Consider the following 19994-nt stretch of genomic DNA (forward strand, 5'->3'; position numbering starts at 1 on the left):
CATTTCATGATCGCTACCAGATACAAGAAGCCGCGCCGCATGGACACGCGCGGCCAACATTGCCTGATCGAAGAGAAACAGGTCATCCTTGGAAGGCCCGAAAATCAACGTGACAACACCCGTTCTTTGCCACATCGAACTCTACTGTAAAAACCACCGGCATGACCTTCCTGCTCTATGGAGCATTGATGACCCACCCTGACGAAAAGAGGTCACCGAAGGCGGTTACAGCCTCAGTCCCTATCCGGTACGTGTTCTGCACCGATCAGACCGTCAGACGGTTTCGTCCTCACTCACCACCGCAGCGAAGGATTTGAAGAATTTCGCCGCCAGCTTTTTCGCGGTGCTTTGAATAAGGCGGCTGCCCAGTTGTGCCAGCTTGCCGCCGATCGAGGCCTTTGCCTCGTAGCGCAGGATCGTCTTGTCGGGCCCATCGGCGGTCAGCGTGACATCCGCTCCACCCTTGGCATGCCCGGCAGCCCCACCATTGCCCTGTCCCGTCAATGAAAACGCATCCGGCGCTCCGGCGGTGTCCAGTTGCACGTCGCCATTGAATCTGGCTTTCACCGGCCCAACCTTCAGGACCACCTTTGCCTCCAGTTCAGTATCGGAGTGTTTTTTGAGTTCTTCGCAACCGGGAATGCACTGCTTGAGAACCTCCGGGTCATTCAGCGCGGCATAGACTTGGTCTTTGGGTGCGTTGATGATGATCTCATCTGCCAGTTCCATGGGATATCCTTTTCAGCAACAGGGGAATTTGATGGTGGCCAAGTGCTCGGCCTGTTCCGGAGTCAGCGCCAGCCTGCGGCGCAAGCGAGCGACGAGCCGTTGAAGGATTTTCATATGGTTTCCTCTAACTTGCCCGCGATCAACGTCTCGTAGGCCTCGGGCGTGTCGATATCCGCATAAAATCCGCGCGCGCTCAGCGCGTGAAACTGGACATGTTCCGGATAAGCACGCGTGAATGTCTTGCACCCTGGTGACCGGGGGTCCTTCAGAAGTCTGCTGCGCAAGGCATCTGGAACCATGATCGGATTTCCGCGATGCTGGTCCAATGCGGGGATGGATATGCGCTGCGGATCCGCCGACGTGTGCGCGGCAAGAAGGTCTCGGATGTCACCCGCCGTCAGAAGCGGTTGGTCGCCGAGGCCAATGAGAACCGCACCGGCGTCGTTCACGGCTCGCAGTCCACATGCAACCGAGGTCGGCTGCCCCTGGGCGTAATCCGCGTTGAAAACTGTCCTTGCCCCGCTGTCTGTAAGGGCCTTAGCGACATCATCAGCGTCGTGACCGGTGACCACCAGAACCGGCCGCGTCGTTGCCGCGCTGTAGACATCTACCATGTGCCGGATCATCGGCACGCCGCCAACAGGAAGAAGCAACTTGTTGCAGTCTCCCATGCGGCGCGACAGGCCGGCTGCCAATATGATCGCGGTGATGTCACGCATCGGATTGTTTCAATGCGGCGCGTCGAATCTGCACCATGAGCGCAAGGATCGAAAGGGCGATTTCCTCTGGTGTTACGGCCCCCAGATTCAGACCTGCGGGTGCTTTGACGCTGTCGATTGACGATTGATCCAGCCCGGCGTCAGCAAGCTGTGTGGCGAGTGCCGCATATTTCCTTCGACTTCCAACGAACGCCACACAGCGTGCGTCGGCTGCCAGTGCAGCTTTCAGGGCATCAAGGTCACCTTGCCCCTGCGTCGCAACAACGATGAAACACTGTTGGTGCTCTTTGGTCTGGTGCGGTGTTCCCGTGACAGACCAGTGAAACTGTGGTGCAAGCGCGCTGAGGGCTTGTGCGACGGGCGACGCGCCCATTACCACAAGCTGTGGCAAGGGCAGACAGGGCTCGATGAAGATATCGACCGTCCCGCGCGATGGGCAGCCGTTGCGGGCGAATTTGATGCCATCCACTTCGTCCCCGGCGACGATGCCTTTTTCCGCCAGAAGGTCCTCGGGGGAGACAGAGACAAGCTGTGGGGTGCCATCGCGCAAGGCCTGCAGTGCGGCCCGTTTAACCGCCCCACGGGTGCAGCCGCCACCCAGCCAGCCCTGCAAGATTGTCCCATCCGTGCTGAGCAGTGCCTTTGCACCCGGTTTGGCCGCCGTCGATCCGGCAGTGCGCACGATGGTGGCAAAGGCAAAGGGTTCATCCTTGTCGCGCAAGGCCTGCGCGGCTTCGGCCAGATCGCCTGAGAGGATTTCGGCCGGAGTCATAGCGCTGCCAACTCCTTTTCCAGCGCGGCAAGATCGGCAAGGGTGTTGGCGGGCTTGAAGGCATCGAGATAAGGCAAGGCCGTCGCCATGCCTTCGGCCACGGGTGCGTAATCCGACCAGCCTTTCAGCGGGTTGAGCCAGATCACCTTGCAGCCGCGCTTGCACAGTTTGGCCAACGCGTCTGCGATAAGGTCCGGCGGTGCCGTGTCATAGCCGTCTGACAGGATCAGCACGACGCTGCGCCCATCGACGAACCGCTTGGCATAGGTATCCGCAAAGCGCATCAGGGACGGGCCGATTTTCGAACCGCCCCCGAACCCGTCGGCCATCAACGACATGCGCCCAACGGCGCGCATCGCGTCCTTGTCGCGTAGAGCTTCGGTGATGCGCACGAGACGGGTATGAAAGAGATAGGCGTCGGCGGCCGGATCGGCCCGCATGAGACCAGCCAAAAACGCCAGGAAGACCCGAGCATAGACCGACATTGAGCCGGAGACATCGCAGAGCGCGACGATCTTGCGCATCCGGTCCGGGCGCTTCTTGCGCAGAAGGCGCAGGGGTTCTCCGCCTGTGGCGAGGCTTTGACGAATGGTCTTGCGGAAATGCAGCCGATCGCCCTTGCGCGCAGCCATCCTGCGGCGGGACCGTGTGTCGCGCAAGGCTGCGCCGATGCGGCGGGCGACCTCCTCGGCCTCGGCAATCTCGTCCGGACGCACCAGATCGCGCAGATCCTTCCGGGCCAGATTGTGTTGTTTCGTAGCGATCAGCTTTCCTGTGCCGTCGCTCTCGGCTTCGCCGCCCTCCGTGTCGGGCGATATGGCGGACCCTGACGCCGTCGCATGGTCGCCCTTGGCATCACGCGAAGAATGCACATCGTCGCTGGTGGGGCTTGAGGGCGTCGGGATCACCTTCTGTTTCACCCGCCCCATATCCATCCAGTAGCTGTCAAAGAGATCGTCAAACCGCTCTGCCTCTTCCTTGCAACCGGTGCAGACGGCGCGTAATGCGCGGCGGCTGTCTTCCGGGCGGATGGCATTCACCTCGCATAAAGCAGCCATGGCCACATCCGCCTCGGCCACGCCAAGGCGTAGCCCGTTGTCGCGCAGGTGGGCGATGAAACCGGCGATCCGTGCGGCGGGACCCGGATCGCGGCTTGCGAATTTCGTCACGCGGCTCATGCGGCTTTGCCGGCTATTCGTCCGGCGACTTCCGGAGTGATCTGCGCCTGATCGCTTTGGGTCTTGAGCAGGGTCGTCAGGGTCGATTGCAGCACTGCGGGGTTTTCGGTCAGATCGGCGATGCCAAGGCCCATCAGGGCGGCTGCAAAATCCAGCATCTCGGCGACGCCGGGGGTTTTCTCTAGTTCCTCCGTTCGCAGTTTCTGAACGAAGCCCACGATCTGCTCCGCAAGCCGCGCCTCGACCTCGGGGCAGCGCGCCTTCAGGATGGCCAATTCGGTCGTCCGGTCTGGATATTCGACGTAAGTATAAAGACACCGGCGTCGCAGAGCATCCGACAGATCGCGGGTGCCGTTCGATGTCAGTATTACGATGGGCCGGGTGACGGCCTTGATGGTGCCAAGTTCAGGGATGGAGACCTGAAAATCCGATAGAATTTCCAGCAGGTAGGCCTCAAATTCTTCATCGGCGCGGTCGATTTCGTCGATCAACAGCACGGGAGCCTTGTCTTGGGTGATCGCGGCAAGCAAAGGCCGTTCCAGCAGGAAATCGCGGGAAAAGATGCGTTCCTCGACGGCTTTGCCAGTTTCTCCGGCCTCAGAGGCGGCGCGGATGGTCAAAAGCTGCCGCTGGTAATTCCATTCGTAGATCGCCTGAGCGGCGTCCAGACCTTCGTAGCACTGCAATCGGATCAACCGCGTGTCCTGCGCAGCCGACAAGGTACGGGCGATCTCTGTCTTCCCAACGCCTGCGGCGCCTTCAAGCAATAGAGGGCGACCAAGCGACAGGGCCAGTTGAAGCGCAACCGCCAGATCATCCGAGGCGACATAGCCGTGACCGGCCAGCGCGGTTTTTAAATCAGTCCAGATCATGCGTATCCCCGTAGGAGCGGGGTGAAGCCCGCCCCACCGTTGCCTTAGCCGTGCAGGCCGAGCTTGTTGGCCGTCTGCCAGATCCGCCAATGGTCATGCGGCATGTTGGTGTGGCGATTGCCGAAGGGTCGGAACGCATCCTGCACCGCATTCGAGAAGCAGGGCACACCGCCCACATGGGGGCTTTCGCCGACGCCCTTGGCCCCGATGGGATGATGCGGGCTGGGCGTTACGGTGTAGTCCGTCTCGTAGTTGGGCACTTCCCACGCCGTGGGCAGGAAGAAGTCCATCAACGTGCCGGTCTTGACGTTGCCCAAGTCGTCGTAGGCAATCTCTTGCCCTAGGGCAACGGCGAGCGCTTCGGTCAGACCGCCGTGTACCTGACCTTCGATGATCATCGGGTTGATACGTGTCCCGCAATCGTCCAACGCATAAAAGCGGCGGATATCCGGCACGCCGGTGTCCACGTCGATATCCATGACGCAGACATAGGCCCCAAAGGGATAGGTCATGTTGGGCGGATCATAGTAACTGACCGCTTCCAGACCCGGCTCCAGCCCCGGAATGGCCTGGTTATAGGCGGCGAATGCGATCTCTTTCATGGTCTTGAACTTCTCGGGCGCGCCTTTGACCACAAAGCGATCCACGTCGAATTCCACATCGTTGTCGTGGACCTCGAGCAAGTAGGCCGCGATCATCTGCGCCTTGGCGCGGATCTTGCGCCCCGCCATCGCTGTGGCCGCGCCTGCCACCGGAGTTGATCGTGAGCCGTAGGTGCCAAGCCCGTAGGGTGCCGTGTCGGTGTCGCCTTCCTCGATGGTGATGCTGTCCGCAGGCAGGCCGATTTCACTTGCCAGAATCTGCGCAAAGGTCGTCGCATGCCCCTGGCCCTGAGAGATCGTTCCGAGCCGGGCAATGGCGGACCCTGTGGGGTGAATGCGAATTTCGCAACTGTCGAACATACCGAGTCCGAGGATGTCGCAATTCTTGACAGGGCCAGCTCCTACGATCTCGGTAAAGAAGGACAGTCCGATGCCCATCAGCGAGCGTGTCTTGCCCGCCTTGAAGTCTTCGACCCTCTGCGCTTGTTCCGCGCGCAGACCTTCGTAGTCCACGGCTTTCAATGCCTTGTCCCACGCGGTGTGGTAATCCCCGCTGTCGTATTCCCAGCCAAGGGCGGCAGTGTAAGGGAATTGTTCTTTCTTGATGAAATTGATGCTGCGCAGTTCGGCGGCGTCCATGTTCAACTCGATCGCGAGCACCTCGATCATGCGCTCAATGAAATAGACGGCCTCGGTCACGCGGAAGGAACAGCGATAGCTGACCCCGCCGGGGGCCTTGTTGGTATAAACGCCGTCGACCTCGAGATAGGCGGTCGGGATGTCATAAGACCCGGTGCAGATATTCATGAACCCGGCCGGAAACTTGGTCGGGTCGGCACAGGCGTCAAAACCGCCGTGATCTGCCGTCACGTGGCACTGCAAGCCGGTAATCTTGCCCTCTTTCGTGGCCGAGATCTTGCCCGTCATGTGATAGTCCCGCGCGAAGGCGGTGGTCATGAGGTTGTCCATCCGGTCTTCGATCCACTTGACCGGCTTGCCCGTGACGATAGAGGCCACGACCGAGCAGACGTAACCCGGATAAGCGCCGACCTTGTTGCCGAACCCGCCGCCGATATCGGGGGAGATCACGCGGATGTTGTGCTCTTCGATGCCGGAGATCAACGACACCACAGTCCGGATCGCATGCGGAGCTTGAAAGGTGCCCCAGAGTGTAAGCTTGCCGTTGACCTTGTCCATCGACGCCACGCAACCGCAGGTTTCAAGCGGGCACGGGTGGGTGCGGTGATAATACATGGACTCGGTCGCCACGACATCGGCGTTGGCGATGACCTCTGCGGTTGGGTCCTTGTCGCCCGCTTCCCAGGTAAAGATATGGTTGGCATGCTTGCGCGCCCCATGAGCGCCAGCAGGAATGGAGCCATCCTCGGCTACCAGATCCTCGCGCAGAACGACATCCGACTTCAAAGATTCGAACGGATCGACGATCACGGGGAGTTCTTCGTAGTCCACTTCGACCAGTTCAATCCCGTCCGCCGCCGCATAGCGGTCTTCGGCCACCACAAAGGCCACTTCCTGCCCTTGAAACAGCACCTTGCCGTCGGCCAGCACCATCTGCTTGTCGCCCGCGAGGGTTGGCATCCAGTGCAGGCCAAGGGGGCGGAGGTCGTCCGCCGTCAGAACGGCCAGAACACCCGGCACTTCCAGCGCGGCAGAGGCGTCGATGCTTTTGATCCGCGCATGGGCATAGGGCGAGCGGACGAAATCGCCGAACAGCATTCCATCCAGCTTGATGTCGTCGACATAATTGCCCTTGCCCTGGGTAAAGCGGGCATCCTCGACCCGTTTGCGCGAGCAACCGAGGCCCTTGAGATTGTCGACACGTTCTTCGCGAGTGACGTCGTCTTTCATTCTGCGGCCTCCTTGGATGCATTCATCTCGGCCGCAGCCGCCTGAATGGATTTCACGATGTTCTGGTACCCGGTGCAGCGACAGATGTTGCCCGCCATGCCAAAGCGGATTTCTTCTTCGGTCGGGTTGGGGTTTTCTTCAAGCAACTTGGTGGCGCGGGTGATCATCCCCGGCGTGCAAAAACCGCACTGAAGCCCGTGATGTTCCTTGAACGCCGTTTGCAGCGGGTGCAGGTCATCGGGGCCACCGATGCCTTCGATCGTCGTGATCTCGGCGCCATCGGCTTGGGCCACGAACATGGTGCAGGCTTTGACCGATTTGCCGTTGATGATGACAGTGCAGGCGCCGCAATGCGAGGTGTCACACCCGATATGCGGCCCGGTAATATTGAGTCGCTCGCGCAGCGTGTAAATCAGCAGCTCGCGCGGTTCGGCGAGGAACTCCTCCGCCTTGCCGTTCACGTTCAGCGTGATGTGCATTTTCTTCGACATGAATTCTTATTCCTTATGCCCGCGACCATGCGCGCTCGATGGTGCGGCGCAGGATCACGCCGGCGACGTGGTTCTTAAAGGCCACGGGCCCGCGATTGTCTTCGGTGGGGTCGATATCGCCCAGCATGGCGGAAACGGCGGCTTTCAAAGCTGCTTCATCCACGGCTGTCCCGACCAGCGCAGCACTGGCTGCGTCTGAATAGACCGGGGTATCGCTCAGGTTGGTCATCGCGATGGAGGCGCTTGTGCAGGTGCCACCGTCTTTGACGATCTGCACGGCGGCGGCAGCGGTCGCATAGTCGCCGATCTTGCGCTTCTGCTTCTCATAAGCGTAGCCGCCGGAGGAACGTGGGATGGTGACGCAGGTCAACACCTCGTCATCTTCGCGCGCGGTCATGTAGGCCGCCTCATAGAACTCACGGGCTGGGATCTCCCGAGCACCTTCGGGTCCGACGACCGTGAAGCTTGCATCTAAGCATTGCATCAGCCCCGGCATGTCGTTGCCCGGATCGCCATTGGCGACATTGCCGCCCACCGTTCCCATATAGCGCACTTGCGGGTCAGCGATCTGCAAGGCAGCTTCGCGCAGTATGGGGGCCGCCTCAGCCAGGTCCGCATGGTCGATCAGATCAGACTGCGTGACCAGCGCACCGATCCGGATGCTGTCACTGCCGATCTCTATCTCGGACATGCCGCCGACATCCTGCAGGTCGATGAGGTGAAGCACGTAGGCCATGCGAAGCTTCATCATCGGGATCAGGCTGTGACCGCCTGACATGACGCGGGCGTCGTCGCCGTGCTCCTCGAGCAAGGACAGGACGCCATCCATATCCTTGGGTCGGTAGTAATCAAATGCCGCTGGAATCATCGGCTTTCTCCTCCTTCAAAGCGAATGTTCTGGCTGGCGAGAAAGGTGCGAGCTACGGCCTGCCGCAGCACTAAGAAATCAATGAAACACAGGCATTTTGCACGAAATGCGCGCTATCACGCACGAGTTGCGCCGGCCTGCGATGCGAGGGCGGCCTGAATCAATTTTAGCTTGGATCGGCTCACTGGGGCGGGTGGCAAATCGATCCCTTCAAACAGGCAGCGCCCCTTGTCCTTGTCCCGTTCGAACCGGGAAACGCGTCCGGGATTGACGAGGTAGCTGCGATGAGTCTGCAAGAACCCGACGGGCAAGAGGCGCTTTGAGGCCGCAGTAATTGGCCAGGCGCAGAACAGTCGCTCGTTTTCGGTGTAGACCTGCGTGTAGTGCCCATCGGCGCGGACGAACAAGACGTCTCGCGACGGAACAAAGATCTTCCTGCCGTCACTCTCGCACGGAACGTGCAAGTCGGGCTTGACCTCCGGCGCCGGCGCCGGCGCTGGCGGTGTGCCAGTGCCCTTGTCGCTTGGCGCGACCAGATAGGTCACACTCACCCACAGGCAGGCCCCGAAAATCACGAAACTGAAGAAGACCACGCCAAGCGCAAGTGTTTGGTTGCTCATGGAGGGCCCGAACTCGGCGCGCGTGGGTCCTGCCACGAAATTGGTTTCGGAGATCGCCAGAAAATGCACCGAGCACACCGCAATCGCAAAGCAGACCGTCCCGATCAGGATGTTGCGGTTCGAGCGACGCCCGTAAGCGATCCAGAATGCCAACACGCACAAACCGATGGCGACAACGGATGAGAACGCAACGCCCGTTGCTGTATATACTGCCTGGCAAAGCTCAAGCCCGGCCATCCCGATGTAATGCATGACCAATATGCCTACGCCCACGATCACGCCCGCGAGCGAAATGACAAGCGGTGTGCGGTCGGCGAAATGCAACAGGAGCAGCGCAGCGCCAACCAGCAATATCGCGGACAACGCCGAAATGAGTGTGATCGCCGCGTCGTAATAAAACGGGATCGGCAACTTCAGTCCAAGCATGGCCACGAAGTGCATTGCCCAGATCCCGCCCCCCAAAGCGACCGCAGCCAGCGCGATGGATGCCTTTCTCTGAAAAACCGGTTTCTTTGAAAGATCACGGGTCAACGACAACCCCGTAAACCCAGCAACGAGGGCAACGACGCAAGACATTGCGATCAGAAAGCTGTTGTGGGTGACATTTAGGAATTCCATGCTCTTTGAAGCATGCCCAAGGTTTGAGCGTTTTGCAAACCTCGCCGATAGCTCAGCACCAAGGTTTGATCATGAGCGGAATGACTAGTCGCGGCAATCCTGAAAGACCGTAGGCGAACACGTCGGCGGATCCGCAGCGACTGGTTCGCCTCCGTCGGATTGCTCTTCGGTAGGGGCTTTGCTTTTGCAGCCAACCAAGACAGGAAAGGTTTGATCAGACTAAGGCGTCTTGTCAGATCTTCGCTGCGCTTCTGTCGCTCCGGGCAAGGCGCTGTTCAAGTTTTCTAACGCCCCAAGATGCGATCAGGATCAGCACCAGGTACTCCATTACCAGAAGGCTATAGATTTCCAGCGGGCGATACTCGACCACCACAAGTTCGTTCGCGCGTCGCGTTAGCTCGCTATAGCCGATGACGGACAGCAGCGAAGAGGCCTTCAACATGTAAACAAACTGGTTTCCCAATGGGGGAAGCACGCGGCGGATGGCCTGCGGCAGGATAATAAAGCGGAGCTTGTCGACATAGCTAAGGCCTAAGGCATCGGCGGCTTCGCGCTGCCCGGCCTCGACCGATTGCAGCCCGGCGCGGAAGATTTCTGCCTCAAAGGCGCTGTCGCAGAGAGCGAGGGCAATCACTCCAGCGAAGAACACGCTGAGCTGCAAGCCGGTCAGTACTGGCACCCCATAGTAAACCCATAGGATCAAGACCAGCATCGGAACCGCGCGGAAAAACTCGACATAGATGCGGCTCAGAAGTGCGAGCGCCCTGTTGGACGACAGCGCGGGCAAGGCAAAGATCAATCCCAAAATAACCGAGAACGTAATCGACACCAACGCGACAGAGATGGTTGAGAAAACGCCGTTGATCAGAAACTTCAAATTGGTCAGGCCGCGATCATCAAATGGCGACACGACATGCCAGCCCCATGTGTAATTGCTTTGTGCGCACCCGCTTAGCAACAGGCAAACGGGGATGATCAGAAGGATGCGTAGGCGATTGAACATCTGATGCCTTTTCAGTGGGACAGAATTTGGTCGAGGAACAGCTTGGTGCGCTCGTTTTCAGGGTTCTTGAAGAACTGCTCGGCTGGAGCTTTCTCTACGATTTGCCCTTGATCCATGAACACCATGGTGTCGGCCACTTTGCGTGCAAACCCCATCTCGTGGGTGACGCAGATCATTGTCATCCCCTCAGCAGCCAACTCGGCCATGACATCAAGGACCTCGCTGATCATCTCGGGATCCAGCGCGGAGGTGGGTTCATCGAAAAGCAGGATGCGCGGCTTCATGCAGAGCGCGCGGGCGATGGCGACGCGTTGCTGCTGTCCACCGGAAAGCTGCCCCGGGTATTTGTGCGCCTGTTCGGGAATGCGAACACGCTCCAGCAGCGCCATGGCTTCGGCCTCGGCATCGGTGCGGGACATGCCGCGTACGCGCATGGGTGCCAAGGCGAGATTGTCCAGAATGCTCATATGCGGAAAGAGGTTGAATTGTTGAAACACCATTCCGACCTCACTGCGGATCGTGGCGAGGTTCTTGGTGTCATCGCTCAGTTCAACGCCGTCAACAATGATCTGCCCGCCATTGTGGGTTTCGAGCCGGTTGGTGCAACGGATGAGCGTGGATTTTCCAGAACCAGACGGCCCGCAGATGATCACCTTTTCGCCGCTATGCACATCCAGATTGATGTCTCTCAGCGCGACGTAATCGTCGTAATTTTTGGTAACAGATTTCAGGCTTACCATGACGTCCCTGGTTTGCGGATCAGGGTTTACGGCATTCACTTGTAGGCCCTCACCGAGACTTCGACGAGGATATCGGGGTGCCAGAAATTCGAACATCCGATGAACGACAACACCGGGTGCACGGTTTCGGGGACCATGTCGCGGTGTGCCTTTGCTGCGGTTTCAAATGTGCGTGTGTCCAGCAGCCAGACATCGCAGCGCACGAGATCATCGGCACTGTATCCGGCATCTGCCATGGTGGCGAGGATGATCTCGTAACAGCGCACCGTTTGCGCATAGAGATCATCCTTACCGATGATGGTCCCATCCGGATCGGACGGAGAGGTCAGGCAAGTTTCGAAAATTCCGCCGTAACTGACACCGCGCGAATGGCGATGCTCAATTTCCCAAGGGCGGTTCGATGAGTAGGTTTTTATCTTGGTATTCATGTCTTATCTTTCCTGACCTCACGCTGGTCGGCCTTCACTCTTTAAGAACGACGCCCCATGTCTCATTCAGCTGATCGAAATATCCAGTGGACTGTTTGAGGAAAATCCAGCTGTTGACGTAGTTGAGCCACATCTGATCCTCGATTGGGGTGAGGAATGCCATCGGCAATGTGCTGCGCGCCTGATCCGGAAAGATCATCTGGATCTGGTCATAGCGTTCTTGCAGGCCCGATGCTTCGACCAGCGTGGTGACGGTGTAATCGGACCGACCCGCAAGAACCTCTTGCCAGCCGTTTCCGGGGCTTTCTACGCTGCGAACCTGCGCGTTGGGCAATTCAGCGCGGATATAATCTTCCATCGTAGTACCAAGAGTCACACCGGCAATGACATCCGCGCTGTTGAGATCATCCCAGGTTGCGAAGCGCTCGGCGTTTTGCTTCAGCACAATCGGTACGAAACCGTTGATGCCCCACGGGTTGCTCATCCCAACGACCTTGGCGCGCGACAGGCTCATAGATGTGCCGCTCATCGCGATGTCGTACCGTCCGGCCTGAATGCCGGTGATCATGGTTTTCCATTCCGTGGTGACAAATTCGACTTCAACGCCAAGGTCTTTGGCCATCTCGCGGGCGGCGTCGATCTGGTGTCCGACAAATTCGTCTTTGCCGACTTCGCGGAAGGTCATCGGGTAATAATCACCCGTCGTGCCGACCCGAAGAACGCCCCGTTCTTGGATTTCGTTGAGGAGTGAAGTCCCCGCATCCTGAGCAATGGCAGGCGTGCCGGAAAGAGTTGTGGCAAAGCCCAGAATGCCGATTGCGGCACTCAGAAGGACCGTCCGTCTGTTCTGTGTCATCTGGTGTTCTCCTTGTTGTTTCTCTGGCTTGTTTTCTTGTGTTCGTGCCGCCAGAGTTGGCCGTGATGCACGCAAGATTGGTGTATATACAGCGCAGTTGCGTCGCCGCCGTTCACAAACCGCATTGAGCGCTGGAACATACTAGGACGCAGCAACATTTTTGCCTTCCGCCTCGATCAGTTTGTCCATCCCGCGCCGAAAGAGCTTTGCGCCAGCATCCAGACCCAGATCAAGCGAGGGGGTCTCCATTGCCTTCATGCCCTCATGCACTTTGACCAGGACAGCGCGATCCTCTTCAAACGCCATCTTGGCGCCAGCGTTCATCCGCTCTGATATCTCTTGATTGTCGCCATCGGTGTTGCGGTGCTGAAACCAGAAATAGTTGGTGTGGTTTTCATCGACCGGCGTCATGAAGTTGTAGGATATGTTGATATACGTGCCTTCTACTGGCGCGGCACAGTCGCCGCCTGTACCGGCAGGAGTATAGATGGATTTGTTGATCCCGATCCCAGGGTAGACCATTTCGTAATGCTGCAACCGATCGCAGGGGCCGTCGAATTTCACCAGCGGCGCATAATAGGGGCTTGGTTCCGTGTTCATGATCCAGCGATGCACCAGAACCCCGGTGTCATGCCGCGCCACTTTGAGCGGCTCGTCCTCGGTACCCGCGCCGGCAAAGGACGAGACATGCACCCAGGCCACATGGCTTGGGTCAAGAAGATTGTCGCAAACCCACAGATAATTGCAGGCGATATCCATCGCCCCGCCATCGGTGGTCCCCCAATCGGGGTTATCGAAATTCGCGATGTTCAGGATCAGGTCCGGATCGGCCTTTTCCGGGTCGCCCATCCAGATCCACAACAGCCGATAGCGGTCCACCAACGGATAGTGTTGCACTTTGGCGCGTTTAGGGATGCTGTCTGGTTGGGTCGGGGCCGCGACGCAACTGCCGCTGCAATCAAATGTCAGCCCGTGATAGCCGCATTCGACTGTATCACCTCGCAGATTGCCATCCGACAACGGCAGTTTGCGGTGCGGGCAAGCATCCTCCAGCGCCACGGCTTTTCCGTCAACCTTGCGGTAGATCACGATGTTGTCGCCGAGGATGGTTCGGGCGCTGAGGTTGCGGGCGAATTCCGCGCTCCAGCCCGCGACATACCAGCAATTTCTAAGAAACATGCGCTCTGCTCCGCTCACTTACAGCGTCAACTTGCGGGGCAGCGGTGCGGTTGCGCAATCGCCTAGGCATAATGTGAGCCATTAGCAGAAGTTACTCTAGGACACATCTTCGAGCACTGCAGCCTCTTGCAGCAACCAATCCCAAAACTGTCGGGTTCGGTCTGCTTGCAATGCGTTTTTGGCGCAGACAAGCCAGTATGAATATTGGGACGTCACTTTGTAATCGAGCGGGGCCACCAGATTTCCAGCCTGCAACGCGTCCTGAACCAACGGGGAACGACCAAGCGCGACACCATAGCCTTCGACGGCGGCCTGAACGACCATGTTCGATTGTCCGAAACGCCGCGTGTCACGCGGTTTGGGCATTAACAAGCCCGCAGTTTCCGCCCAGAACGACCATGTAGGAAGCTCGCCGCCATAGTCCGAAAGATCGTCGACCAGCAACGTATGCTGCGCCAGATCCGCAACCGTCTCGATCCCCGGTCCTCTCGCCAAAAGCGACGGCGAGCAAACCGGGGTCAGTGTTTCCGGCAGGAGTTTTTCAACATGCATTCCGCGATAGTTGCCGAGGCCATACCGGATCGACAAATCACAGTCGCCCGCAACCAGATCGCCCCCCGACGTATTGGTATGAATGGACACCGGCATATCAGGATTTTTCTGGTCAAATCCGATCAGTCGCGGGAACAGCCAATTTACCGCAAAGCCGGGTAGGGTCGACACGACAATCGGTCGCTTGCGCTGTTTGCGACTCTGCATCTCGCTGCAAAGGTCCGAAATCTGGCCAAGCCCGCTCGCAATGGTTAACGCAAGGGCTGCGCCGTCTGCGGTGGGTTTACTGCCTGTGCGGGTGCGTTGCAGCAGATTGCATCTGGTCCATTCCTCCAACGCTTTTACTTGTTGGCTGATCGCGCTCTGGGTCACGTTCAACTCTTCCGCGGCGCGGCTGATACTGCCGAGGCGGGCTGCGCTTTCAAAACTGCGCAGGGTCGTGAAGGGCAAATTACGAATCATATTAGAAACCCTAATGGCTATGATTATGCTTTTACGCTGGTCCGGCGCGGCGCAAGCCCCCTAACACGAGTTAGAGATAATGAGGCTGCCTGTGGCCGTAAGCGGCCCCGATATCGCACAGAAAAGCAGCGCAGCTTTCAAAATGGGAGCGAGAAATATGGGCGCATGGATCGAAATGATCTCGGACGAAGACGCCGGGCCAGAGTTGCGCGAAGTACTGCAACTGGCCTGCACGCCGCATGGTACCGTAGACAATGTGATGCGTGTGCATTCCCTGCGTCCAAACACAATGCGCGGGCATGTCATACTCTATCGCGCCGCCCTGCATGATGAGGCGAACACCCTGCCGATGTGGTTGCAGGAGGTGATAAGCTCTTGGGTATCAACGCTGAACAGGTGTCCTTATTCGTTTGCGAACCACTGGGCGAATGCGGCCCATTTGATCGGCGATCCCGCTCGGACCGATGCTATCCTTGCCGCGTTAGAGGCGCGCCAACCCGAGACTGTCTTTGAGGGTCGCGAATTGGCCCTGATGGTTTATGCCGAGAAGCTGACGTTGCGGCCCGGCGAAATGGAAGAATCCGATGTGGATGTCCTGCGGGCTGCGGGCGTGAATGATGGTGAAATATTGGAAGCCAATCAAATCATTGGATATTTCAATTATGTGAACAGGCTTCTCAATGGCTTGGGCGTCAGTACTGATGGCGATGTCGTCGGCTATTACAAAGCGGAGTAACCCAAATGGATTGGCCAAAATTCCTGAGTGAAACAGAAGGCCAGATAGGTCAGTTTCAAACCAAAGCTCCTGATACGATGAAGGGTTTCGGCACTATGAGCCGAGCCGCGAAACGCGACGGTGCCTTGAGCGAAAAGACCAAGGAATTTGTGGCGCTTGGCATTGCGATTTCAACGCGCTGCGAAAGCTGTATCGGGTTTCACGCGAGGTCCCTGGTGCGTCTGGGGGCGAGCCGGGAAGAGATCATCGAACTGCTGGAAATGGCGGCGTATATGGGCGGGGGTCCGTCCGTCGCGTTCGGCGCCAAAGCGTTGGATGCTTTTGACCAGTTCAGCGCTATTCAAACCAAGGGGACCTGAGCGGTGATCGGGGCAGGGGTTAATCCCGGCGCGCTCAACCTTCTGACCAATTGTGCGCGTGTCACGCCCGGCGAGACGGTGCTGGTGGCCGTCGAATCGGCCGATTTTGGATACTACAACGCAGACTTGGCGCCATGTGTTGTCGCAGCGGCGCGCCATCTAGGCTGCAATGTCGATATTGTTCAGACCGGTTTTGATCCCGAGGCGCGTGCAATCCCCCAAATCATCCTCGACCGGGCCAAAAACGCTGATGTGATGGTGTCCCTGTCTCGTTTCGGAGATCAACTCCGGTTCGACGCATTGCCGGGCGGCATGCGCAGCGTTCAATGCTATGCGCTTGATGCGGCCACTCTTGCCGGTCCCTTTGGGACGGTAAAGCACGAGGCTCTCGTCGGCCTGCGCAAAGCAACGGATCGGGCGCTTTCCATGGCAACAGAGATTCGGATCACCTGCGCTAATGGTACCGACGTATCAGGGCGCGCACCGCCCAATACACCACCTGCCGATACCACCTGCGCACGTTTTCCGCTGTCGGTGTTTTCACCAATTCTTGCCCGGGGGTTCTCCGGCAAGGTGGCATTGCCGCGTTTTCTGACCGGCACTGGCGCACGATATTACGATCCATTTACAGTAGCGCTTCCGGCGGGTGTATTTGTGCATTTCACGCATGGGCGTCTGATAAAATTTTCCGGCCCAGACGAGGGCGTGCGACGTGCCGACGCGCACTATGATTTTGTGGCCGGACGTTATGGTCTGGACCGAGATTCAATTCATTCTTGGCATGCGGGTATCCATCCAGGATGCAATTTTACTGGTAACATTGAGCGATCTTTTGAGGCTTGGAGTGGCTCTGCATTTGGCAATCCAAGGATCTTGCATTTTCACACCTGTGGCAGTGTCCCGCCCGGTGAAATCAGTTGGAACGTCATTGACGCGACGATTGAGGCGGACAGAATACCACTCTGGAAAGGCGGCGTTTTCCAACCAACACTATTGCCTGATGGAGCGCGTATTCTTGATAATTCCCCTGATCTTTTAAGGGTATTTGCTTCACCTGAAAGGGCAATTGGTCTCTAAGCTCAGGGCTCATAGCCAGAATATGACAGTTGCAGCGAGTGCGATTCCTGACAGGAATACTTAGGGGCATCTATCATAGCGGATTGCGACGATTTTAACGGCGCTTTTCCTATCTAACGACCTTCTTGGGTGCCTTGCGATTGGGGATGCAGGGCCTTGTGCCCCTTTCTAACGCGGCTTCACGGAACCAATCGGCATCATATCCCCGATCTGCGAGCAACCATTCCGCGTTTGGGAAACTGCTTAGAAACTGTATGTATGAGGCGGGCAGATGGGTCCACTTTTGACGTGCTTTGCACAGCGCATTCGCGATTGTGACGAGCTCTCTTGCGACTGCGGTGATGACGACCTTGTGTGGTTTAACAGCTGCTCGGAGGCGATCCGCGAAGTGTTTGAGGGCCGGATTGTGGTGGCTTGCGACAAGGGTGACCTGGAACAGAACGTGGCGCAATAGCCTGCGTCCGGCGCCAATGGCCGTTTCCCTCGAAGGGCACCACTATCATGCACGATAGGGGCAAGTCCTGTAAGCGCTGCGGCCTGTTCGCCCGAGAGGTAGCCCAGTTCGGGCATCCCAGCGATCAGCATCGTGCTGGCAACGGGGCCGATCCCGGGAACCGAACGCAGGATTTCGGCGGTAGAAGCCAGTTCATTAACCGAGACGATGGATTGCTCGATCCGTGCTCCCAGTTCCGCAATCTGACGGTTCAAAAGACCTTTCAGATCGTCGTCCATCGACGCGAACTCGTCCGTTGAACGAAGTTTATCATGTGCCTTGATCTGCGCAAGGAGGCGCTTGCGCGTCTCCACAAGTTGCCTACGATTTGAGGTTAATGCTCTGAGAAGTCATAACTTTTCATGTGGCAGGCTTCGCCCGGCCCCCGGGTGGAAAGCCATGAAACGCGCGATGAGTTCAGTAACAATCCAGTCTGTCTTGGCACGTGTGCCTCGACTGGCGGCAAATGCCTTGATTTGAGCGGGAGGCAATTACCGCGTCGCGACCACGGCAGCGTCAAGGGCTGCCCACAGTCGCTATTCCTGACCACTGTTCGCTTCGGAGCACACCACCGTGTCGACCGGTCGAGCCAGACAAATGAGCTACTCATGCCCCTTCTCCGTGTTTGGGATCCGCAGCCGCCTGCCATCCGGCAGGCAATGAATGTCGAGCCAGTCGCGGCTGACATCTATGCCGATGATCCGTGCCCGTGATACCATGTTCATACTCTCTTCCTTCTGCTCCCCGGTCCTAAGTAGCCGCATTCAACTGTTCGAGACGATGAAGAGAGACAGTGCTGGCTCGCCAAAAACGTGGTCACGCCACAAGGCTCAGACGCCATACACCGCACTGTCAGCAACCTCGGCCAAGGCGGCCGACAGAAGTTAAGTTAGAAAAATAGAGATACAGAAGGCTCAGGAATCATAGCCAATAAATGACGATTGCGGCGAGAGCGATTGCCGCGAGGAAGAGCTTGGAGCATCGATCATATCGGGCCGCCACACACCGCCAATCCTTAAGCCTGCAAAAAAATTGATCTCGACCACTGCCCGGCAGTACATTGGCAAAGCCAATGTCACGTGTATGGACGCCTCCGGGGTTGCAAGTGGTTTGTTCTGCTTTGGCAACAGCACTGCGGTCGAGTTCCTTTGTGTATCCGGCCTCTGGTTACGACCTTCAACGTCGCGGGCCCTCATGGAAAGTTCGAGGAACAGGTTCAAAACGAGAGGCCGTAGTACAACCTACTCGGGACATTACTGGTTTTCCCATTCCTGATCTCTTCGACGCTTTGCCATGACCTCCGTTTAGAACCGCCGCACCCCAGTTTGCCTTCGCGCTCAGGCGTTGGCAGGTGTATTGTAGACGCTGCCATGTGTCATGATCGCCCATGCCATCCGCGCCATCTTGTTTGCCAATGCGACAGCAACCGGCATCTTGGGTTTGCGCACCAGCATGCGGGCAAGCCACGACCCTTCTGGTGCGGCTCCACGCCGCTGCGCTGCCTGGATGACCGACTTTGCACCATTGATCAGCAAGCGTTGCAGGTCTCGTTGCCCCATCTTCGATATTTTGCCGAGCCTCATCCTGCCTCCGGTCGAATGCTGCCGTGGTGCCAGCCCAACCCAGGCCGCAAGGTCACGCCCCTTGGAAAACATCTCCGGCGGTGCAGTCAGCACGGCATTTGATACCGCCGTCACCGAGCCGATCCCTGGCATGGTCATCAACCTGCGCGCCACATCGTTCTGACGCGCGATTTGGCGGAGCCGATGGGTCAGTTCATCAATGCGTTCGCTCAGCCCATCAATCAAATCGAAGAACATTTGGCAGAGGCTCGTCACATCGGTCGGCAAGCGCTCTGCATTCTCAGCCACAGCCCTTTCCAACCGAGGCAGATTTTGAGGGCCCTGCGAAGCGACAATCCCATGTTCCGCTAGATGCCCTCGCAACTCATTGATCGCCTGGGTGCGCTACCCGGTCAACAGGTCGCGGGTCTTGAGTACCATCGGCGGTGGTCTTGGTCGCCACAAAACGCATGGTTGGCCGGGACGCTGCTTCAGCGATAGCCGCAGCGTCTTTCGCATCGTTCTTTTACCGATACACATGGGGTTTGACGTATTGCGGGGCGATCAGCCCCACAATGCTAACATTTTCCGTGGGGGATTCCTCCTCGTAGCAAGCTTCGACACCGCTACCTTGGCACAGAGATGCCGTGAGGGGGCGTCCACCCCATCAAGAGGGGCGGTTGCGGCGTCTGTAGCGGAAATTGTCGTACTTCACCGGTTTCTTCCGCTGTTTCCGGTCGGGGATGCAGGCACGTATCCTTTTATCTTTCAATGCTTCTCTAAACAAACCGCATCATATCCGCGATCCCCCATCAGCCAATCAACGTCGGGCAAGCTGCCAAGAAGAGCTCGTGCGCCGATGTAATCGCTGCACCACTGCGCGGCAGGCGATGTTTGCATCGCCGAGAGGGGTGTCCAGCGGTCACAAACAGGTTTAGCGGGCGGCCCTTGCTGTCGCGTTCGTAGCTTGCGATCGCTGTATTGCTGCTCTGACGGCGTGCGTGGTCGTGGCGCTCCCATGACGAACTTCTCCCATGCCGCGGTGCTCAGTTCGCCGAGGTTCGCATTTCCCTGTGGATACTTTGCGTGATCGATGTCGAGTACCGTCTTGGCGCCCTGTGGACCATACAAGTCCACTTTGCCTAGGATGTGTCGGTACGGTGTTGTGACGCTAATTCGTTGGGAGCACGAATTTCTGCTCGGAGTTTT

21 protein-coding genes and 3 pseudogenes are annotated in these 19994 nt (G+C 58.0%); 3 read left to right on the forward strand and 21 right to left on the reverse strand.

Translation table 11 applies throughout. The annotated features are described in order from the left end of the window. Positions 1-273 precede the first annotated feature (273 nt). The 15 genes from ABJO75_RS06545 to ABJO75_RS06615 form a co-directional block, all read right to left on the reverse strand. Entirely contained in the window at positions 274-729 is a 456-nt protein-coding gene (locus ABJO75_RS06545) for a carbon monoxide dehydrogenase subunit G (protein ID WP_348128501.1), read from the reverse strand. A gap of 110 nt (positions 730-839) precedes the next feature. Next, complete coding sequence (locus ABJO75_RS06550) at positions 840-1448, reverse strand: nucleotidyltransferase family protein (protein ID WP_348128504.1); 609 nt, start codon at positions 1446-1448, stop codon at positions 840-842. Further along, positions 1441-2220: an XdhC family protein gene (locus tag ABJO75_RS06555; RefSeq protein WP_348128507.1), complete on the reverse strand. Its 780-nt coding sequence runs from the start codon at positions 2218-2220 to the stop codon at positions 1441-1443. Before ABJO75_RS06555 ends, ABJO75_RS06550 begins: the two co-directional genes overlap by 8 nt. Continuing rightward, positions 2217-3398, reverse strand: coding sequence for a VWA domain-containing protein (locus ABJO75_RS06560; protein WP_348128510.1), 1182 nt, complete (start codon positions 3396-3398; stop codon positions 2217-2219). Before ABJO75_RS06560 ends, ABJO75_RS06555 begins: the two co-directional genes overlap by 4 nt. Next, complete coding sequence (locus tag ABJO75_RS06565; RefSeq protein ID WP_348128513.1) at positions 3395-4270, reverse strand: MoxR family ATPase; 876 nt, start codon at positions 4268-4270, stop codon at positions 3395-3397. Before ABJO75_RS06565 ends, ABJO75_RS06560 begins: the two co-directional genes overlap by 4 nt. Before the next feature lie 44 nt (positions 4271-4314). Further along, positions 4315-6741, reverse strand: a complete 2427-nt coding sequence (locus tag ABJO75_RS06570) for an aerobic carbon-monoxide dehydrogenase large subunit (protein WP_348128515.1) — start codon at positions 6739-6741, stop codon at positions 4315-4317. Then, positions 6738-7232 carry a (2Fe-2S)-binding protein gene (locus ABJO75_RS06575; protein WP_348128518.1) on the reverse strand — a complete coding sequence of 165 codons (495 nt, stop codon included), beginning with the start codon at positions 7230-7232 and terminating at the stop codon, positions 6738-6740. The genes ABJO75_RS06570 and ABJO75_RS06575 overlap by 4 nt, the downstream gene beginning before the upstream one ends. 13 nt (positions 7233-7245) lie before the next feature. Then, on the reverse strand, positions 7246-8100 hold the full coding sequence (locus ABJO75_RS06580) for a xanthine dehydrogenase family protein subunit M (protein ID WP_348128521.1): 855 nt from the start codon (positions 8098-8100) through the stop codon (positions 7246-7248). 116 nt (positions 8101-8216) lie between these two features. Further along, the gene (locus tag ABJO75_RS06585; protein ID WP_348128524.1) at positions 8217-9338 is read right to left on the reverse strand and encodes an MHYT domain-containing protein; all 1122 of its coding nucleotides are present in this window, start codon (positions 9336-9338) and stop codon (positions 8217-8219) included. 232 nt (positions 9339-9570) lie between these two features. Then, positions 9571-10341, reverse strand: coding sequence for an amino acid ABC transporter permease (locus ABJO75_RS06590; protein ID WP_348128527.1), 771 nt, complete (start codon positions 10339-10341; stop codon positions 9571-9573). 11 nt (positions 10342-10352) lie between these two features. Beyond that, complete coding sequence (locus ABJO75_RS06595; RefSeq protein ID WP_348128530.1) at positions 10353-11081, reverse strand: amino acid ABC transporter ATP-binding protein; 729 nt, start codon at positions 11079-11081, stop codon at positions 10353-10355. Positions 11082-11116: 35 nt separating this feature from the next. Continuing rightward, entirely contained in the window at positions 11117-11509 is a 393-nt protein-coding gene (locus tag ABJO75_RS06600; protein WP_348128533.1) for a Rid family hydrolase, read from the reverse strand. A gap of 34 nt (positions 11510-11543) precedes the next feature. After that, positions 11544-12365 carry a transporter substrate-binding domain-containing protein gene (locus tag ABJO75_RS06605; RefSeq protein WP_348128536.1) on the reverse strand — a complete coding sequence of 274 codons (822 nt, stop codon included), beginning with the start codon at positions 12363-12365 and terminating at the stop codon, positions 11544-11546. A gap of 141 nt (positions 12366-12506) precedes the next feature. Then, complete coding sequence (locus ABJO75_RS06610; RefSeq protein WP_348128539.1) at positions 12507-13544, reverse strand: aromatic ring-hydroxylating dioxygenase subunit alpha; 1038 nt, start codon at positions 13542-13544, stop codon at positions 12507-12509. 96 nt (positions 13545-13640) lie between these two features. Further along, complete coding sequence (locus ABJO75_RS06615; protein ID WP_348128542.1) at positions 13641-14558, reverse strand: LysR substrate-binding domain-containing protein; 918 nt, start codon at positions 14556-14558, stop codon at positions 13641-13643. Positions 14559-14715: 157 nt separating this feature from the next. Between ABJO75_RS06615 and ABJO75_RS06620 the strand changes: the two genes are divergently transcribed. The 3 genes from ABJO75_RS06620 (at position 14716) to ABJO75_RS06630 (ending at position 16730) form a co-directional block, all read left to right on the forward strand. Then, complete coding sequence (locus tag ABJO75_RS06620; protein ID WP_348128544.1) at positions 14716-15294, forward strand: peroxidase-related enzyme; 579 nt, start codon at positions 14716-14718, stop codon at positions 15292-15294. 5 nt (positions 15295-15299) lie between these two features. Beyond that, positions 15300-15653 (forward strand): carboxymuconolactone decarboxylase family protein, encoded by a 354-nt coding sequence (locus tag ABJO75_RS06625; protein ID WP_348128547.1) that lies wholly within the window; start codon positions 15300-15302, stop codon positions 15651-15653. A 255-nt stretch (positions 15654-15908) separates the two neighbouring features. Continuing rightward, the gene (locus ABJO75_RS06630) at positions 15909-16730 is read left to right on the forward strand and encodes a hypothetical protein (protein ID WP_348432399.1); all 822 of its coding nucleotides are present in this window, start codon (positions 15909-15911) and stop codon (positions 16728-16730) included. A 60-nt stretch (positions 16731-16790) separates the two neighbouring features. On the opposite strand, the pseudogene ABJO75_RS06635 reads toward ABJO75_RS06630, so the two are convergent. From ABJO75_RS06635 to ABJO75_RS06660, 6 genes and pseudogenes are all read right to left on the reverse strand, one after another. Next, a pseudogene (locus ABJO75_RS06635) lies at positions 16791-16977 on the reverse strand (IS5/IS1182 family transposase); the annotation flags it as partial. Beyond that, the gene (locus ABJO75_RS06640; RefSeq protein ID WP_348128550.1) at positions 16974-17462 is read right to left on the reverse strand and encodes a transposase; all 489 of its coding nucleotides are present in this window, start codon (positions 17460-17462) and stop codon (positions 16974-16976) included. The pseudogene ABJO75_RS06635 and the gene ABJO75_RS06640, both read right to left, overlap by 4 nt. 363 nt (positions 17463-17825) lie before the next feature. Then, positions 17826-17948, reverse strand: a complete 123-nt coding sequence (locus tag ABJO75_RS06645) for a hypothetical protein (protein ID WP_348128552.1) — start codon at positions 17946-17948, stop codon at positions 17826-17828. Positions 17949-18144: 196 nt separating this feature from the next. Beyond that, positions 18145-18252 (reverse strand): annotated as a pseudogene (locus ABJO75_RS06650) (IS5/IS1182 family transposase); the annotation flags it as partial. Between the two features lie 308 nt (positions 18253-18560). Then, positions 18561-19169, reverse strand: a complete 609-nt coding sequence (locus ABJO75_RS06655) for an IS110 family transposase (RefSeq protein ID WP_348128554.1) — start codon at positions 19167-19169, stop codon at positions 18561-18563. Positions 19170-19461: 292 nt separating this feature from the next. Further along, positions 19462-19741: pseudogene (locus ABJO75_RS06660) on the reverse strand (hypothetical protein); the annotation flags it as partial. Between the last annotated feature and the right edge of the window lie 253 nt (positions 19742-19994).

It is taken from the genome of Sedimentitalea sp. (assembly GCF_039973035.1).
GTDB lineage: Bacteria > Pseudomonadota > Alphaproteobacteria > Rhodobacterales > Rhodobacteraceae > Sedimentitalea.

Bases quoted from the DNA above. Each gene is read 5' to 3' on its own strand.
- ABJO75_RS06580 (WP_348128521.1), bottom strand. From the start codon at position 8,100: ATGATTCCAGCGGCATTTGATTACTACCGACCCAAGGATATGGATGGC.
- ABJO75_RS06645 (WP_348128552.1), bottom strand. From the start codon at position 17,948: ATGAACATGGTATCACGGGCACGGATCATCGGCATAGATGTCAGCCGC.
- ABJO75_RS06560 (WP_348128510.1), bottom strand. From the start codon at position 3,398: ATGAGCCGCGTGACGAAATTCGCAAGCCGCGATCCGGGTCCCGCCGCA.
- ABJO75_RS06550 (WP_348128504.1), bottom strand. From the start codon at position 1,448: ATGCGTGACATCACCGCGATCATATTGGCAGCCGGCCTGTCGCGCCGC.
- ABJO75_RS06590 (WP_348128527.1), bottom strand. From the start codon at position 10,341: ATGTTCAATCGCCTACGCATCCTTCTGATCATCCCCGTTTGCCTGTTG.
- ABJO75_RS06625 (WP_348128547.1), top strand. From the start codon at position 15,300: ATGGATTGGCCAAAATTCCTGAGTGAAACAGAAGGCCAGATAGGTCAG.
- ABJO75_RS06565 (WP_348128513.1), bottom strand. From the start codon at position 4,270: ATGATCTGGACTGATTTAAAAACCGCGCTGGCCGGTCACGGCTATGTC.
- ABJO75_RS06620 (WP_348128544.1), top strand. From the start codon at position 14,716: ATGGGCGCATGGATCGAAATGATCTCGGACGAAGACGCCGGGCCAGAG.
- ABJO75_RS06640 (WP_348128550.1), bottom strand. From the start codon at position 17,462: ATGGACGACGATCTGAAAGGTCTTTTGAACCGTCAGATTGCGGAACTG.
- ABJO75_RS06570 (WP_348128515.1), bottom strand. From the start codon at position 6,741: ATGAAAGACGACGTCACTCGCGAAGAACGTGTCGACAATCTCAAGGGC.
- ABJO75_RS06630 (WP_348432399.1), top strand. From the start codon at position 15,909: ATGGTGTCCCTGTCTCGTTTCGGAGATCAACTCCGGTTCGACGCATTG.
- ABJO75_RS06605 (WP_348128536.1), bottom strand. From the start codon at position 12,365: ATGACACAGAACAGACGGACGGTCCTTCTGAGTGCCGCAATCGGCATT.
- ABJO75_RS06575 (WP_348128518.1), bottom strand. From the start codon at position 7,232: ATGTCGAAGAAAATGCACATCACGCTGAACGTGAACGGCAAGGCGGAG.
- ABJO75_RS06555 (WP_348128507.1), bottom strand. From the start codon at position 2,220: ATGACTCCGGCCGAAATCCTCTCAGGCGATCTGGCCGAAGCCGCGCAG.
- ABJO75_RS06585 (WP_348128524.1), bottom strand. From the start codon at position 9,338: ATGGAATTCCTAAATGTCACCCACAACAGCTTTCTGATCGCAATGTCT.
- ABJO75_RS06610 (WP_348128539.1), bottom strand. From the start codon at position 13,544: ATGTTTCTTAGAAATTGCTGGTATGTCGCGGGCTGGAGCGCGGAATTC.
- ABJO75_RS06615 (WP_348128542.1), bottom strand. From the start codon at position 14,558: ATGATTCGTAATTTGCCCTTCACGACCCTGCGCAGTTTTGAAAGCGCA.
- ABJO75_RS06595 (WP_348128530.1), bottom strand. From the start codon at position 11,081: ATGGTAAGCCTGAAATCTGTTACCAAAAATTACGACGATTACGTCGCG.
- ABJO75_RS06600 (WP_348128533.1), bottom strand. From the start codon at position 11,509: ATGAATACCAAGATAAAAACCTACTCATCGAACCGCCCTTGGGAAATT.
- ABJO75_RS06545 (WP_348128501.1), bottom strand. From the start codon at position 729: ATGGAACTGGCAGATGAGATCATCATCAACGCACCCAAAGACCAAGTC.